This window comes from Enterococcus sp. AZ063, assembly GCF_051715045.1.
Taxonomy (GTDB): domain Bacteria; phylum Bacillota; class Bacilli; order Lactobacillales; family Enterococcaceae; genus Enterococcus_D; species Enterococcus_D casseliflavus.
Window position 1 is genome coordinate 1,599,991 of the sequence record NZ_JBIOTA010000001.1, and the last position, 14,778, is coordinate 1,614,768.

A 14,778-nucleotide genomic window follows, 5' to 3' on the forward strand; every position below is an offset into this window, starting at 1 on the left:
CGACCTTTCATATTTGTTCCAACACCCTTATTTTACGGCGCTTTTTTACACTTGTAAAAGAAAAGGGGCTGTGTGCATAGAAACGGTCATCTTCGAGGTAATGTGTTATTGACCTTTACTGACCATAATTCTATTATACTAACTTTTTGTCAGACTGCAAGAATTTTACTCGTAAAAATTTTTGCCGCTCTTTCATTAGCAGAAGCGTCTTTTAAATAAAAAGTAATTCCATTATAATAGAAAGAAAGAGGTGAGAATTGAGGATGGAGAACAGAGATTTTGCTTCAGAAATAACGCGTTTGCGCAATGGAGAGATCCAAGAATTGATTGTCCAACAGCCAGAATTCCTGGCGTTTAGAGATGTCTGGCTCCAGTTGGAAGATCGGTCTTCTTTTGTCGGAGAAGCGGGTTTAAATGGGAAGATCATCTACCGTTATGTGCAAGAAAATAAATAGGACATTTATTTCAATCGTTTATTTAAGAGAAAACGGTTGTCTATCGAGGAAAAAAATGGTAATCTTAACAGTTGAAAGGGCGATTTTTTTCGGGTGTCATTGCATGCATGAAAATTTTGCCTTCACACAAAAAAACGTATCATAAAGGAGATTGATCAATATGGAAAAGAAAGATTTTCACGTAGTTGCTGAGACAGGGATTCACGCACGTCCAGCTACATTATTGGTTCAAACAGCAAGCAAATTCAACTCTGATATCAACTTAGAGTACAAAGGTAAATCAGTAAACCTTAAATCAATCATGGGCGTAATGTCATTAGGCGTTGGCCAAGGTTCTGATGTAACTATCACTGCTGAAGGTGCTGACGAAGCAGATGCAATCGCTGCAATCGTAGAAACAATGAAAAAAGAAGGTTTGTCTGAATAATGGTTGAGATGCTAAAAGGAATTGCTGCTAGTGATGGTGTAGCCGTTGCGAAAGCCTACCTGTTAGTACAACCTGATTTATCTTTTTCAAAAGTATCAGTTGAAGATACTGCAGCAGAGGAAGCACGCTTAGATGATGCGTTAGCGAAGTCAACAGCGGAATTACAACAAATCCGTGACAAAGCAGCGCAAACTTTAGGTGAAGCAGAAGCACAAGTATTTGATGCTCATTTAATGGTTCTTTCTGATCCTGAGATGATTGGTCAAATCAAACAAAACGTGACAGATAACAAAGTCAATGCAGAAGCTGCGTTGAAAGAAGTTACTGACATGTATATTGGTATGTTTGAAGCAATGGATGACAATGCTTACATGCAAGAACGGGCAGCTGACATTAAAGATGTCGCAAAACGTATCTTGGCGCATTTGCTGAATGTGACTTTGCCTAATCCTTCAATGATCAACGAAGAAGTAGTCGTTGTTGCGCATGACTTGACACCAAGTGATACTGCACAATTAGACCGCAACTTTGTAAAAGCTTTTGTAACAGATATCGGTGGACGTACTTCTCATTCCGCTATCATGGCACGTTCTCTTGAAATCCCAGCAATCGTTGGAACAATGGAGATCACTGCAAAAGTGAAAGCGGGCGACATCTTAGCTGTTAACGGTATTATCGGTGACGTTATCGTCAACCCGACAGATGACCAAGCAGCTGAATTTGTTGAAGCTGGGAAAGCCTACGCAGAACAAAAAGCAGAATGGGAAAAATTGAAAGATGCTGAAACAGTTACCGCTGATGGTAAGCACTTTGAATTAGCTGCGAACATTGGAACGCCTAAAGATTTAGAAGGTGTCCACAACAATGGTGCAGAAGCAGTCGGTTTATACCGTACTGAATTCTTGTACATGGATTCTCCTGATTTCCCAACAGAAGAAGACCAATACAAAGCATACAAAGCAGTTTTAGAAGGAATGGCTGGCAAACCAGTGGTTGTCCGTACAATGGATATCGGTGGCGATAAAGAACTTCCTTACCTAAAATTGCCTCATGAAATGAATCCTTTCTTAGGCTATCGTGCATTGCGTATCAGCTTATCTGAACTTGGGGATGACATGTTCCGTACCCAACTTCGTGCGTTGTTACGTGCCTCTGCTCACGGCAACTTACGTATCATGTTCCCAATGGTGGCAACATTGAAAGAGTTCCGTACTGCGAAGAAAATGTATGAAGAAGAGCGTCAAAAATTGATTGACGAAGGCGTTGAGGTTTCTAACGAGATCCAAGTCGGAATCATGATCGAAATTCCAGCAGCTGCTGTCTTAGCAGACAAGTTTGCGAAGGAAGTTGACTTCTTCAGTATTGGTACCAATGACTTGATCCAATACACAATGGCTGCAGACCGCATGAACGAGCGCGTGTCTTACTTGTACCAACCATACAACCCATCAATTTTACGTTTGATCAAAAACGTGATCGACTCAGCGCATGCTGAAGGCAAATGGGCTGGTATGTGTGGAGAAATGGCGGGCGATCAAACTGCTGTGCCGCTTCTTGTAGGTATGGGCTTAGATGAGTTCTCAATGAGTGCAACATCTGTTCTGAAAACACGCAGCTTAATGAAACGCTTGTCAACGACTGACATGCAAGAATTAGCAAAACGTGCTTTAGAAGATTGCGATACAATGGAAGAAGTTGTTGAGCTAATCGAACAGTATGTAAACTAATCATTTCTAGGCAACAAGCAATTTTGCTTGTTGCCTTTTTTTTTATAATAAGAAGCCTTCTTGTTCGATTTGACTTGCAACAGCCTGCTCGTTTTTTCAGAAAACGAACAATTTTGTCATATCTTTGTATAAAGCTATGATTCCGTAGGTTTTTCACGTATCATGATTAAATGGGGAACAAAATCTAGGACCATGGTAGGAGTATGTCTCCGATTGCCTATGGTATACTAATATCAGATATAAGCATTTCCAAGGAGGAATCATCTTTGAAAGTACTTCTTTATTTTGAAGGAGAAAAATTATTAGCTAAATCAGGTATCGGTCGAGCGTTGGCCCATCAGCAACGAGCACTGACATCTGTCGGGATTCCTTTTACTCTTGATAAAAATGATGAGGACTATGATATCCTTCATATCAACACGTATGGGATCAATAGTATGCACATGGTCAACAAAGCCAAAAGACAAGGGAAAAAAGTGATTTATCATGCCCATTCTACAGAAGAGGATTTTCGTAATTCATTTATCGGCTCAAACCAGCTTTCGCCATTATATAAAAAATATTTGATCAATCTTTATTCTAGAGCCGATCAGTTGATCACCCCGACTCCTTATTCGAAAGAACTTTTGGAAGGGTATGGTATCCAAGTACCGATCGAGGCAATCTCAAACGGCATCGATCTTGACAAATATCAGCCGGATCAAGAGAAAGAAAAAGCCTTTCGCGAGTATTTCAATCTCTTACCAGATCAAAAAGTCATTATATCCGTCGGTTTATTTTTTGAACGAAAAGGCATTCTTGATTTTGTAGAGATAGCTAGACAGTTGCCTGAGTATACGTTTATCTGGTTTGGTCATACACCAATGATGACGATTCCTAAACAGATCCGCGACCTCGTCAATGAAGACCATCCAGAAAATGTGTTGTTTCCAGGTTATATCAAAGGGGATATCATCGAAGGCGCATATTCCGCTGCCGATTTATTCTTCTTTCCTTCTTATGAAGAAACAGAAGGGATCGTAGTCCTTGAGGCGTTAGCCAGCCGCCAAAATGTGCTTGTTCGGGATATTCCTGTTTATAAAGGGTGGCTAAGTAATGGGCGCAATGCATACATGGAAAAAACCAATGAAGGATTTATTGAGAAAATCAAAGGAATCGTGGAGGGCACGTTACCACCATTGAGTGAAGCGGGTTATGAAACAGCAAAGCAAAAGAGTATTGATGAAATTGGGTTTAAATTACAAGAGGTTTATACAAAAGTGATGAATACGGAATGAAGAAACTAATGTAAAGTTTGGAGGTACCGTTTTGAAAATCGGATTTTTTACTGACACCTACTTCCCCCAGGTAAGTGGTGTGGCGACATCGATCAAGACATTGAAAGAAGAGCTTGAGAAAAAAGGCCATAAAGTGTATATCTTTACAACGACCGATCCAAATGCTGATCTGGATGAAGAAGATATCATTCGCATGCCAAGTGTCCCGTTTGTGTCCTTCAAAGATCGGCGAATCGTGGTTCGCGGCATGTTGTATGCCTATTTGATCGCCAAAGAATTAGAATTGGAATTGATCCATACCCATACAGAGTTTGGTTCTGGGATGTTGGGGAAAATGGTGGGGCGTAAATTGCAGATTCCTGTGATCCATACCTACCATACAATGTATGAAGATTACTTGCACTACATCGCAAACGGAAAGGTCTTGCGGCCATCTCACGTGAAATATCTTTCACGGCTATTTGCCAACCACTCGACAGGTGTTGTTTGTCCAAGTGAACGGGTCATCGATACGCTGAGAGGGTATGGTGTGGTTTCACCGATGCGGATCATCCCCACAGGGATCGAAGTTGAGAAGTTTCGCCGACCGGACATTACAACTGACATGAAAAAAGAATTGCGGGAGAAATTGGGCATCACTGAGAATCAGCCCATGCTGCTTTCCCTCAGCCGTATTTCTTATGAAAAAAATATCCAAGCAATCATCGACGGCATGCCAGAAATTTTAACGAAGATTCCTGATGCGCAATTAGTGATCGTTGGGAAAGGTCCGCATAAAGAAAAATTAGAAGAAAAAGTGGTGGATATGGCTCTATCTGACCATGTTCAATTTGTTGGCGAAGTGGCAAATGATAAAGTGGCGATCTATTACCACGCTGCGGATTACTTCGTTAGTGCGTCCACATCAGAAACACAGGGACTGACTTACACGGAAGCAATGGCTGCTGGAACCCCGTTAGTCGTTGAAGGCAATGACTACTTAAATACCTTGATCGACGATCCGTCTTTAGGCGTAACCTATGAGAGTGATCGGGATTTCGCAAAAGCATTTATTGATTATTATGAACGAAAGATTCCTGCTGATCCCGAAGTTCTTGCTAGAAAAATGTACGAGATCTCGGCATTGCGCTTCGGTGAGTCGATGCTATCTTTCTACCATGACATGGTCGCTTATTATGAAACAGAACGCATCGAAAAAGAAACCGAGCAGACGCTAGAAAAATTCAAAGTAAAATTAAAGGCCTTTCGCCGAACGATCGATTAAACAGAAAATTTTCGCAAGTTCATGTTTTTAGCGTATACTAAAGACATGAACTTTTTTATTTTGGAGGGATCTGCATGAAATTAGGATTTATCGGTACTGGTGTCATGGGTCAAGCGATGGTTGGTCATCTTTTAGCTGCAGGACATACAGTGAATGTTTACAATCGGACGAAAGCAAAAACAGATGAACTCGTTGCGAATGGAGCAATTTGGTGTGACACCCCAACAGAAGTTGCATCAGAAAGTGAAATCATCTTTACAATGGTTGGTTATCCATCCGACGTTGAAGAGGTTTACTATGGGGCACAAGGGATTTTTCAAACGGCTGTGACGGGCAAAACACTGGTGGATTTTACCACCAGTACACCTGATTTGGCAGAACGAATCTACCAGACAGCGAAGGAAAAAGGAGCAGCGAGTATTGATGCGCCAGTTTCTGGTGGTGATCTTGGTGCGAGAAACGCCACGCTAACGATTATGGTTGGTGGCGATGAAGAAGCTTACCAACAAGTAAAACCACTTTTTGAAGTATTAGGAAAGACGTTTCAACTTCAAGGAGGGGCAGGGAAGGGTCAGCATACGAAAATGGCCAATCAGATCATGATTGCCGGAACCATGACGGGGATGACAGAAATGCTGGTCTATGCGAATCAAGCCGGTCTTGATTTACCACGAGTGATTGACACGCTTTCTGGCGGTGGGGCAGCCAATTGGTCCATGACGAATTACAGTCCTCGTATCCTAAAAGAGGATTATTCTCCAGGCTTTTTTGTCAAACATTTCATCAAAGATTTGGGGATCGCTTTGGATGAGGCCAAGAAGATGGGATTGGATTTGCCAAGCACCGCTTTAGCTAAAAAATTGTATGATCAGTTAGCTGAAAAAGGCTTCGAAAATGACGGAACGCAGGCGCTGATTAAACTTTGGTGGCAAGATGGAAAAAAATCTTAAAATGACAAAAAAAATACGAAAAATCAATGCAAGATAGAGGATGTTTTGATACAATATAACGGACAGAAAAAGGAGGCTTACGAATGAAAAGTTCGCAATTAGTCGCTATCATCAAACGTTTAGAAGCGATGGTCGAAGCGCAAGACAATGAAGTTCAAGTACGTCGTTTTGAAAAAGAAGGCGTCGAAAAATGTACCGTTACTTATGACAATTCGACAGAAACGTTTGAATTAACGGAAGCAGAATCAAGTCAATCTTATCAATTTGATAATGTTGATATTGTAGCCATGGAAATCTATGATTTGATCCAATAAGAATGAGTGGGACGTTCGTCGTCGCTTTCTCATTTCTAAACAGCAAGCCTACTTGGGCTTGCTGTTTTTTATTTATCTGCTGCTTTTTCTTGGCGATACAGGTGATTAAGGATGATCCCTAATGGATCGAGATCTTCCGGGGCTAAAGGAAGCGCAGCGCTTGCTGGCGGGAGTGGCTGGAATGTTTCCTCGGGAGAAAGAACTTTTGTTTGGATCAACTTGCCAAAGCTAACTTGATAGTATTTGATTTGAGTCGTCTGTGATCCTGGCTCCTCTAAGTCAAGGAGAATAGAAAAAATCACTTCTGGTTCTTGAATAAACTGATTGACCCTCACGATTTCTTGGTAAAAGCTTTGTGCTAAATGGATCTGGCGCTGCAGTACACTAGCTTGTTCAAACAATAGGTGATCAATCAGATATGCTAAGCGTTTTTTAAGGAGTGAAAAACAGTCGGTCTTCTTTCCTGCAAAAAAACAGCCGATTTCTCGCCACTTCTGTTCCAAGGGATACGCATCCATTTGAGGGAGTTGCTTACGTAAGGTCAATAGCGTCAGTTCGTTGACAGTCGGCAATTGAAAGGTTTCTGACAATACTTGAAACAATGCTGGCAATTTTTTTGTTTGCCGAAAGGGACCATAACTGCCAATTTGTGGTGTTTGAGTGATCGTGAAGGTATGATTCGTCAAGTCAACAAAGCAATAGTTGGCTGAATGGTTCATTTGTCGGTTGTAGATAGGATGAAAAGCTTGGATCAAACGACATTCAAGTAATAGTGCATCCAATTCTGTATCTGTTTCGATCGTTTCAAAATCAACGACATTATAAACAAGTCGAAGCACCTTATTGGCATGCTGCTGATTTTTTCGGAAGTAAGAAACGACACGCTGTTTCAATGATTTGGCTTTTCCTACATACAAGACTTCGTTGTGCTGATCCTTCATTAAATAAACACCAGGCTTTTCAGGCAGTGCATTTGCTTTGTTTTTTAGAAACTCTTTGTTCGGATTCATCGATCGTTCCTCTCCTTCCTTCAAAGAGTAGCAGATGAAGCGTAAGAGAGCAACGTTTGTTGGCTATCGACAATAAAAAATTAGAAATAGAGTGGAGGCAACAAAATGATAAACTTTGACATTCAAAGGAAATTTCTCTATAACAGAAACGGATTATTTTGTCAACTTGCAGCTTTTAAAATCTTAGAAAATCAATTCTTAAATAAAAATGCGCTTAAAAATAAAAAAAGTTCGAAAAAATTCTTGCATTTCTCAATAACTTCCGATATAGTTTGACTATCAAATGATTTGATTATCAAAGTATTCGGATGGTGAAGGTTATGGAACCCAATTTAGAAACAGTTAATGACTACTTAGTCAGCGTCTTTAATGACATCTTAGTGATTGAAGAATCTGAATTGAAAAAATCTCAATTCAAAGACCTTTCAATTACCGAAATGCATACCATCGAAGCCATCGGGATGTACAAAAAAAAGACCACGACTGAAGTTGCCAAAGAGCTTTCGATCACTGTTGGGACTTTGACCATCGCGATCAATCGTTTGGTGAAAAAAGAATATGTAGAACGGATTCGCAGTGAAGATGATCGGCGAGTCGTCAAACTAGGTTTGACGAAAAAAGGAAAACTCCTTTATCGTGTTCATCAGCATTTTCATCGTGAGATGGTGAAGGGTGTCTTGAGTCAGATGTCTCCTGAAGAGGAACAGGCACTGTTGAAAGCACTGAAAAATCTGCATGACTTTTTACAAGATTATAAGTGAGAATAATGGATGAATATGTTTGGAAAAATTACCGCGACTGCAAGTTATGTTCCAGAAAAAATCGTAACAAATGATGATCTATCAAATTTGATGGATACTTCAGATGAATGGATCCATTCTCGCACGGGAATCAAACGAAGAAGAGTCGCTGTCGGCGAAAACACTTCAGACCTTTGTATTCGCGTCGCTCAAACGCTCTTACAAGATGCTCAGCTTTCAGCAGAAAGTCTAGATTTTATCTTGGTAGCGACGATCACACCGGATTTCAATACACCGGCGGTTGCTTGCCAAGTCCAAGGGGCGATTGGGGCAGTCAATGCCTTTGCTTTTGATATCAGTGCAGCATGTGCTGGTTTCGTTTATGCATTGTCTATGGCTGAAAAACTGATTCGAACGGGCGCTAAAAAAGGATTGGTCATCGGTGGAGAAGTACTTTCAAAAGTCTTGGATTGGAACGACCGTTCGACGGCTGTTTTATTCGGAGATGGTGCCGGCGGTCTATTGTTGGAAGCATCTTCAGAGCAGCATTTGCTCAAAGAGTCTTTAAAAGCAGATGGGACGCGAGGCATGTCCTTAACATCTGGTTTTCGAACGAATGAGAATCCTTTTTCACAAAACGCTCCGGCGTATAGTGCTTGTATGCAAATGATTGGACGAGAAATCTTTGATTTTGCGACGCGTGATGTGGTCGCCTCGATCAATGATCTGACACAAGATGAAGCAATCGATTATTTTTTGCTTCACCAAGCAAATTCACGTATTTTAGACAAAGTTGCTCGCAAGCTGAAGCAGCCCCGTGAGAAATTTTTGCAAAATATGCAAGATTATGGCAATACTTCGGCAGCCTCGATTCCGTTATTGCTAGATGAAGAAATCAAACGAGGTACACTGTCACTTGGCAGTGGTCAAAAAGTGGTGTTCTCAGGTTTTGGCGGCGGATTGACATGGGGAACTATGTTAGCCACCTTATAACTTGTTCACGAAACAAAATTACTATTGAAAAACACATTGGAGGAATATACACATGGTATTCGAAAAAATTCAAGAAATCGTAGCAGAAGAATTAGGAAAAGAAAAAGAAGAAATCAAATTGAACACAAACATCCAAGAAGATTTAGAAGCAGACAGCTTGGATCTTTTCCAAATCATTAACGAGATCGAAGATGAATTCGATGTGAAGATCGAAACAGAAGATGGTATCACAACCGTTGAAGATCTAGTTAAATATGTAGAAAAACAACAAGCATAAAACAAAGGCTAGGCAGACAGCCTAGCCTTTCCTTTTTAAGAACGTGTTTTTGCTGATTCATAGACGAACTGCAAGAAGCCATGTTCTCCAACGACAACGATCAAAGTAATGAAGGAGTGCAAGATGAAGACAGCCTTTTTATTTAGCGGTCAAGGCGCACAGTACCCCCAAATGGGAGAAGAGCTCTATCACCAAGAAGCAATCGTTCGTGAGACGTTTGAACAAGCCAGCACCATTCTAGGATATGATATGGCCGAGCTATGCTTTACTGAAAACGAACGTTTAAACCAGACGGAATATACGCAGCCTGCCATCTTAACGGTAAGTACGGCTTTTTGGCGACTTTTGGATGCGCAAGGAATCAAAGCAGATGCTGTTGCTGGCTTGAGTTTAGGCGAATATACAGCCTTAGTCGCTAGTGGTGCGCTTGATTTCCAGACAGCAGTCGCATTGGTGCAAAAGCGCGGTCGGTATATGGCAAGTGCGGCGCCAGCAGGTATTGGGAAAATGGTCGCTGTGATGAACACACCCGCTGAAACGATTGAAGAAATCTGTAAAGAAGCAAGTCAAGTGGGGATCGTGACACCAGCGAATTACAATACGCCGCAGCAGATCGTCATTGGCGGTGAAGCGCCGGCAGTGGATAAAGCGGTGGAATTGTTACAAGCTGCTGGAACCAAACGGGTGATTCCTTTAAATGTCAGCGGTCCTTTCCATACTGCTTTGTTGGAACCCGCATCGCAGCAATTAGCACAGGAATTAGCTCAAATCACCTTTGATGAGTTACAAGTACCTGTCATCAGCAATACGACCGCGCAGCCAATGCAGCAAGACCAAATCAAGGAACTGTTGACGCTGCAAGTGAAATCGCCAGTGCGTTTTTACGAAAGCATTGCGACACTGAAGCAGCTTGGCATCCAACAAGTCATCGAGATCGGACCAGGAAAAGTATTGAGCGGTTTTATGAAGAAAATAGACAAAGAAATACAGACTGCGCGTGTAGAAGATAGCCAAACGTTGGCAGATACACTAGCCCGATTCAACTAGGAGGAATTTATGGATCTGCAAAATAGAAACGTCTTTGTAACTGGTAGCTCGCGAGGGATCGGTTTTACCATCGCGGAAGCCTTTGCCAAAGAAGGAGCGAATATCGTTTTAAATGGACGAAAAGAAATTCCCCAGTCACTGATCGATCGCATCACCAGCTACGGCGTGAAATGTGTAGCGATCAATGGGGACATTTCTGATTTTGATCAAGCGGCAGCCATGCTTTTAGAAGCAGAAGCGGCAGTCGGACCGATCCACATTTTAGTCAATAATGCCGGGATCACGAATGACAAATTATTGTTGAGAATGAAACCCGAAGATTTTGATTCAGTGATCAAAATCAATTTGACTGGTACCTTCAATATGACGCAGCACGCGTTGAAAAAAATGATGAAGCTGCGAGAAGGCCGCATCATCAATTTGACGAGTGTGGTCGGCTTGACGGGAAATATCGGGCAAGCCAACTATGCGGCAAGTAAAGCTGGCGTGATCGGTTTTACGAAATCTGCCGCTCGTGAAGGTGCCGCTCGGGGGATCACCTGCAATGCGATCGCCCCAGGATTTATCGAAACAGAGATGACTGAAGTGCTGTCGGATAAAGTCAAAGAACAATCATTGGCAAATATTCCATTACAGCGTTTTGGTTCCACACAGGATGTTGCGCAAACAGCAGTCTTTTTAGCAAAAAGCCCCTACATCACTGGTCAGGTGATCAGTGTAGACGGCGGGATGGCAATGCAAGGGTAGGAGGAAGAATAGATGAATCGAGTAGTAGTTACAGGATACGGCGTCACTTCTCCAATCGGAAATGACCCAGAAACATTTTTAGCAAGTTTACAAAACGGGACCAACGGCATCGGCCCGATTACAAAATTTGACGCAGAAGCAACAGGGATCTCAGTTGCCGCTGAAGTCAAAGATTTTCCGTTAGAAAAGTACTTCGTTAAAAAAGATACGAAGCGGATGGATCTTTTTTCCATTTATGGAATTTATGCGGCGTTAGAAGCGATGGAAATGGCGAAGTTAGATACAGAAACCATTGATGTGGATCGTTTTGGCGTGATGGTTGGTTCAGGGATCGGCGGCTTGCCAACGATTCAAGACCAAGTAATTCGGATGCATGACAAAGGAGCAAATCGGGTATCACCAATGTTCGTACCGATGTCGATCGTAAATATGGTTGCCGGCAACATTGCATTACGGGTAGGTGCGAAAGGCATTTGTACGACGACTGTTTCCGCCTGTGCTTCTGGTACCCATTCAATCGGTGAAGCTTTTCGGAACATCAAGCATGGCTACGCAGATGTCATGATCGCTGGTGGTTCAGAAGCGACGATCTGTGAAATCGGTATCGCTGGTTTTGCGTCTCTGACGGCGTTAACCACTGAATCAGACCCTGACAAAGCTTCCGTTCCGTTTGATAAAAATCGTAGTGGGTTTGTCATGGGTGAAGGCGCTGGCGTCTTCATTTTAGAATCATTGGCGCATGCGCAAAAACGTGGGGCAACGATTTTAGGTGAAGTCGTAGGGTACGGTGCGAACTGTGATGCCTACCATATGACTGCGCCAAATCCTGATGGATCAGGTGCTGGAAAAGCAATGAAATTGGCGATGCAAGAAGCATCGATCACCCCAGCTGAAGTTGGCTACATCAATGCCCACGGTACAAGCACGCCTGCCAATGACAGTGCAGAAGCGACATCGATCCAATACGGATTGGGCGAAGACTATAAAAAACCATATGTCAGCAGTACAAAGTCAATGACTGGTCATTTGCTTGGGGCGGCTGGTGGAATCGAAGCCATTGCTTCACTATTAGCATTACAACATCAATTTATTCCACCAACCATCAACGTGACAGAACAAGATCCTGAGATCGACTTGAACGTTGTTATCAATCAAAGCCAACCAGCAGAATTGACCTATGCCATGAGTAATTCACTTGGGTTTGGCGGTCATAATGCAGTGATCTTGTTGAAACGTTGGGAGGAAGCGTAATTGGAAACACATGAGGTAAAAGAGCTGCTCAGCCAATTCGATCAATCGACGTTAACTGAGCTTCAATTAAAAAAAGAGACATTTGAACTTTATTTTAATAAAAATACGACAAGTGGGCTACAAAGTGCATCCTCTGCACCTGCATCTGCTCCTGCAGCGAATGCTGCGCCAACTCCTACTGCACCAACGCCTGCTGTCTCAGCAACACCGGACACAGTAGAAACGGCAAAACCTGTCTTAGAGGGCAAAGAAGTTGTCTCTCCATTAGTGGGTGTCGTTTATTTGAAACCAAGTCCTGATAAAGACAACTTCAAACAAATCGGCGATCACGTGAAAAAAGGTGATATTCTCTGTATCGTTGAAGCGATGAAAGTCATGAATGAAATCGTCAGCGACGTCGATGGCGAATTAGTTGAAGTCTTGGTTGAAAGCGAACAAATCGTTGAATACAATCAACCATTATTCCGTGTGAAAGAAGGGTAAAGCAATGAGCGCATTAACGATTCAAGAAATCAAAGAAATCATCCCTCATCGTTATCCGATGCTTTTAGTGGATCGGGTAGAGGAGTTAGAAGAAGGCAAACGGGTCGTTGCGAAGAAAAACGTTACTATCAATGAGCCGTTTTTCCAAGGTCATTTTCCCCATGAACCAGTGATGCCCGGAGTATTGATCGTGGAAGCAATGGCACAAGCAGGTGCTGTGGCATTGCTATCATTGGAAGATTTTCGTGGGAAAACTGCCTACTTTGGCGGTTTAGACAAAGCGAAATTCAGAAAAAAAGTAACACCAGGCGATACCTTGATCTTAGAAGTAGAAATAATCAAAGTGAAATCTGCAGCTGGCATCGGCAAAGGAATTGCCTATGTTGATGGGAAAAAAGTGGCGGAAGCAGAATTGACTTTCATGATTGGATAGGTGAGACATGTTTTCTAAAGTATTGATCGCAAACCGTGGCGAAATCGCCGTACGTATCATTCGCGCTTGTCGCGAATTAGGTATTCGAACGGTCGCCGTTTATTCAGAAGCAGATAAAGAAGCGTTGCATACAGAGCTTGCCGATGAAGCGATTTGTATCGGACCTGCCAAAGCAGCCGACTCTTATTTGAATGTACAGCAGATCCTAAGCGCTGCGATCGTCACAAAGGCTGAGGCGATCCATCCTGGATTTGGCTTTCTTTCAGAGAATAGCCGCTTTGCTGCGATGTGCGAGGAATGCAATATCGTCTTTATTGGGCCAAAGAGTGAGACTATCGATGCAATGGGAAACAAAATCAATGCAAGACGCTTGATGATCGAAGCAGAAGTACCGGTCATTCCCGGAAGCAAAGGCGCGATTTCTGATGTGGAAGAAGCTTTAACGATCGCTGAAGAGATTGGTTACCCAGTCATGCTCAAAGCTGCGGCCGGCGGTGGCGGTAAAGGGATACGGAAAGTCGCCGATAAAGAAGCGTTGCCGCATCATTTTGCTTCGGCGCAGCAAGAAGCAAAAGCGGCATTTGGCAACGATGAAATGTACATTGAAAAAATCATTTATCCTGCTCGACACATAGAAGTGCAAGTGTTAGGTGATTCTTTTGGTAATATTATCCACCTTGGTGAACGCGATTGCTCGCTACAACGCAACAACCAAAAAGTGTTGGAAGAATCCCCTTCTGTGGTGATTTCTGAAAGCAAGCGAGCAGAACTAGGAGAAGCAGCGGTGCGTGCCGCACAAGCGGTAGGGTATCGTAATGCTGGCACGATCGAGTTTTTAATGGCGGACACTGGGGAGTTTTATTTCATGGAAATGAACACTCGAATTCAAGTGGAACACCCGATCACCGAAATGGTGACAAACATTGATCTAGTCAAAAAACAACTTGAAGTCGCTAGTGGCGAACCGCTAGGCTTGACGCAAGCAGACATCAAGATGACGGGCGCGGCGATCGAATGTCGGATCAATGCAGAAAATCCAGCCTTCAATTTTGCACCGTCACCAGGCAAGATCAACAATTTGTTTTTACCAAGTGGCGGCCTAGGCGTTCGTGTAGACAGTGCCATGTATTCTGGCTACACGATTCCACCTTATTATGATTCTATGATCGCTAAAGTGATCGTTCACGGCGAGAACCGTTTCGAAGCGTTGATGAAGATGCAGCGGGCGTTAGCCGAATTAGTGACCGATGGTGTCATTACGAATGCAGAATTCCAAATGGACTTGATCAGTCACCCGAAAGTGATTGCGGGAGACTATACAACCGCCTTTTTACAAGAGGAATTTCTGCCAAATTGGACACCTGAACAATAGGAGGGAAGATG

At 42.7% G+C, this 14,778-nt stretch carries 17 protein-coding genes; 16 read left to right on the top strand and 1 reads right to left on the bottom strand.

The features are described from left to right. The first annotated feature begins 263 nt into the window (after positions 1-263). From IGK61_RS07315 to IGK61_RS07345, 7 genes are all read left to right on the top strand, one after another. On the top strand, positions 264-455 hold the full coding sequence (locus IGK61_RS07315) for a hypothetical protein (protein ID WP_005225880.1): 192 nt from the start codon (positions 264-266) through the stop codon (positions 453-455). 160 nt (positions 456-615) lie between these two features. Beyond that, complete coding sequence (locus tag IGK61_RS07320) at positions 616-882, top strand: phosphocarrier protein HPr (RefSeq protein ID WP_003126335.1); 267 nt, start codon at positions 616-618, stop codon at positions 880-882. Continuing rightward, positions 882-2,609 (top strand): phosphoenolpyruvate--protein phosphotransferase, encoded by a 1,728-nt coding sequence (gene ptsP, locus IGK61_RS07325; RefSeq protein WP_005225882.1) that lies wholly within the window; start codon positions 882-884, stop codon positions 2,607-2,609. The genes IGK61_RS07320 and ptsP overlap by 1 nt, the downstream gene beginning before the upstream one ends. A gap of 266 nt (positions 2,610-2,875) precedes the next feature. Next, positions 2,876-3,886 carry a glycosyltransferase gene (locus IGK61_RS07330; protein WP_010748077.1) on the top strand — a complete coding sequence of 337 codons (1,011 nt, stop codon included), beginning with the start codon at positions 2,876-2,878 and terminating at the stop codon, positions 3,884-3,886. A 31-nt stretch (positions 3,887-3,917) separates the two neighbouring features. Continuing rightward, complete coding sequence (locus tag IGK61_RS07335) at positions 3,918-5,150, top strand: glycosyltransferase family 4 protein (protein ID WP_005225884.1); 1,233 nt, start codon at positions 3,918-3,920, stop codon at positions 5,148-5,150. 74 nt (positions 5,151-5,224) lie between these two features. Further along, positions 5,225-6,100, top strand: coding sequence for an NAD(P)-dependent oxidoreductase (locus tag IGK61_RS07340; protein ID WP_074536438.1), 876 nt, complete (start codon positions 5,225-5,227; stop codon positions 6,098-6,100). Between the two features lie 83 nt (positions 6,101-6,183). Then, positions 6,184-6,414 (top strand): YkuJ family protein, encoded by a 231-nt coding sequence (locus IGK61_RS07345; RefSeq protein ID WP_005225886.1) that lies wholly within the window; start codon positions 6,184-6,186, stop codon positions 6,412-6,414. A 68-nt stretch (positions 6,415-6,482) separates the two neighbouring features. Here IGK61_RS07345 and IGK61_RS07350 read toward each other — a convergent pair whose 3' ends face one another. Further along, positions 6,483-7,424 carry a GIY-YIG nuclease family protein gene (locus tag IGK61_RS07350; protein WP_016610190.1) on the bottom strand — a complete coding sequence of 314 codons (942 nt, stop codon included), beginning with the start codon at positions 7,422-7,424 and terminating at the stop codon, positions 6,483-6,485. A gap of 320 nt (positions 7,425-7,744) precedes the next feature. Here IGK61_RS07350 and fabT point away from each other — a divergent pair, with 320 nt between their 5' ends. From fabT to IGK61_RS07395, 9 genes are all read left to right on the top strand, one after another. Next, positions 7,745-8,185, top strand: a complete 441-nt coding sequence (fabT, locus tag IGK61_RS07355) for a fatty acid biosynthesis transcriptional regulator FabT (RefSeq protein ID WP_008378199.1) — start codon at positions 7,745-7,747, stop codon at positions 8,183-8,185. 9 nt (positions 8,186-8,194) lie between these two features. Continuing rightward, positions 8,195-9,157, top strand: a complete 963-nt coding sequence (locus tag IGK61_RS07360) for a beta-ketoacyl-ACP synthase III (RefSeq protein ID WP_005225889.1) — start codon at positions 8,195-8,197, stop codon at positions 9,155-9,157. A 52-nt stretch (positions 9,158-9,209) separates the two neighbouring features. Next, on the top strand, positions 9,210-9,434 hold the full coding sequence (locus tag IGK61_RS07365; RefSeq protein ID WP_005225890.1) for an acyl carrier protein: 225 nt from the start codon (positions 9,210-9,212) through the stop codon (positions 9,432-9,434). 123 nt (positions 9,435-9,557) lie between these two features. Next, positions 9,558-10,481, top strand: a complete 924-nt coding sequence (fabD, locus tag IGK61_RS07370; protein ID WP_074536437.1) for an ACP S-malonyltransferase — start codon at positions 9,558-9,560, stop codon at positions 10,479-10,481. Between the two features lie 9 nt (positions 10,482-10,490). Further along, the gene (gene fabG, locus IGK61_RS07375) at positions 10,491-11,228 is read left to right on the top strand and encodes a 3-oxoacyl-[acyl-carrier-protein] reductase (protein ID WP_008378189.1); all 738 of its coding nucleotides are present in this window, start codon (positions 10,491-10,493) and stop codon (positions 11,226-11,228) included. A gap of 12 nt (positions 11,229-11,240) precedes the next feature. Continuing rightward, positions 11,241-12,479 (top strand): beta-ketoacyl-ACP synthase II, encoded by a 1,239-nt coding sequence (gene fabF, locus IGK61_RS07380; protein ID WP_005235583.1) that lies wholly within the window; start codon positions 11,241-11,243, stop codon positions 12,477-12,479. After that, the gene (gene accB, locus IGK61_RS07385; protein WP_074536436.1) at positions 12,480-12,962 is read left to right on the top strand and encodes an acetyl-CoA carboxylase biotin carboxyl carrier protein; all 483 of its coding nucleotides are present in this window, start codon (positions 12,480-12,482) and stop codon (positions 12,960-12,962) included. Positions 12,963-12,966: 4 nt separating this feature from the next. Further along, positions 12,967-13,395, top strand: coding sequence for a 3-hydroxyacyl-ACP dehydratase FabZ (gene fabZ, locus IGK61_RS07390; protein WP_005225895.1), 429 nt, complete (start codon positions 12,967-12,969; stop codon positions 13,393-13,395). Between the two features lie 7 nt (positions 13,396-13,402). After that, on the top strand, positions 13,403-14,767 hold the full coding sequence (locus IGK61_RS07395) for an acetyl-CoA carboxylase biotin carboxylase subunit (protein WP_074536435.1): 1,365 nt from the start codon (positions 13,403-13,405) through the stop codon (positions 14,765-14,767). The last annotated feature ends 11 nt before the right edge of the window (positions 14,768-14,778 follow it).

What these genes read in the sequence shown, in the direction of transcription:
- IGK61_RS07315 (WP_005225880.1), top strand. Translation starts at nt 264, where the DNA reads ATGGAGAACAGAGATTTTGCTTCAGAAATAACGCGTTTGCGCAATGGA.
- IGK61_RS07320 (WP_003126335.1), top strand. Translation starts at nt 616, where the DNA reads ATGGAAAAGAAAGATTTTCACGTAGTTGCTGAGACAGGGATTCACGCA.
- ptsP (WP_005225882.1), top strand. Translation starts at nt 882, where the DNA reads ATGGTTGAGATGCTAAAAGGAATTGCTGCTAGTGATGGTGTAGCCGTT.
- IGK61_RS07340 (WP_074536438.1), top strand. Translation starts at nt 5,225, where the DNA reads ATGAAATTAGGATTTATCGGTACTGGTGTCATGGGTCAAGCGATGGTT.
- IGK61_RS07345 (WP_005225886.1), top strand. Translation starts at nt 6,184, where the DNA reads ATGAAAAGTTCGCAATTAGTCGCTATCATCAAACGTTTAGAAGCGATG.
- IGK61_RS07350 (WP_016610190.1), bottom strand. Translation starts at nt 7,424, where the DNA reads ATGAATCCGAACAAAGAGTTTCTAAAAAACAAAGCAAATGCACTGCCT.
- fabT (WP_008378199.1), top strand. Translation starts at nt 7,745, where the DNA reads ATGGAACCCAATTTAGAAACAGTTAATGACTACTTAGTCAGCGTCTTT.
- IGK61_RS07360 (WP_005225889.1), top strand. Translation starts at nt 8,195, where the DNA reads ATGAATATGTTTGGAAAAATTACCGCGACTGCAAGTTATGTTCCAGAA.
- IGK61_RS07365 (WP_005225890.1), top strand. Translation starts at nt 9,210, where the DNA reads ATGGTATTCGAAAAAATTCAAGAAATCGTAGCAGAAGAATTAGGAAAA.
- fabD (WP_074536437.1), top strand. Translation starts at nt 9,558, where the DNA reads ATGAAGACAGCCTTTTTATTTAGCGGTCAAGGCGCACAGTACCCCCAA.
- fabG (WP_008378189.1), top strand. Translation starts at nt 10,491, where the DNA reads ATGGATCTGCAAAATAGAAACGTCTTTGTAACTGGTAGCTCGCGAGGG.
- fabF (WP_005235583.1), top strand. Translation starts at nt 11,241, where the DNA reads ATGAATCGAGTAGTAGTTACAGGATACGGCGTCACTTCTCCAATCGGA.
- fabZ (WP_005225895.1), top strand. Translation starts at nt 12,967, where the DNA reads ATGAGCGCATTAACGATTCAAGAAATCAAAGAAATCATCCCTCATCGT.
- IGK61_RS07395 (WP_074536435.1), top strand. Translation starts at nt 13,403, where the DNA reads ATGTTTTCTAAAGTATTGATCGCAAACCGTGGCGAAATCGCCGTACGT.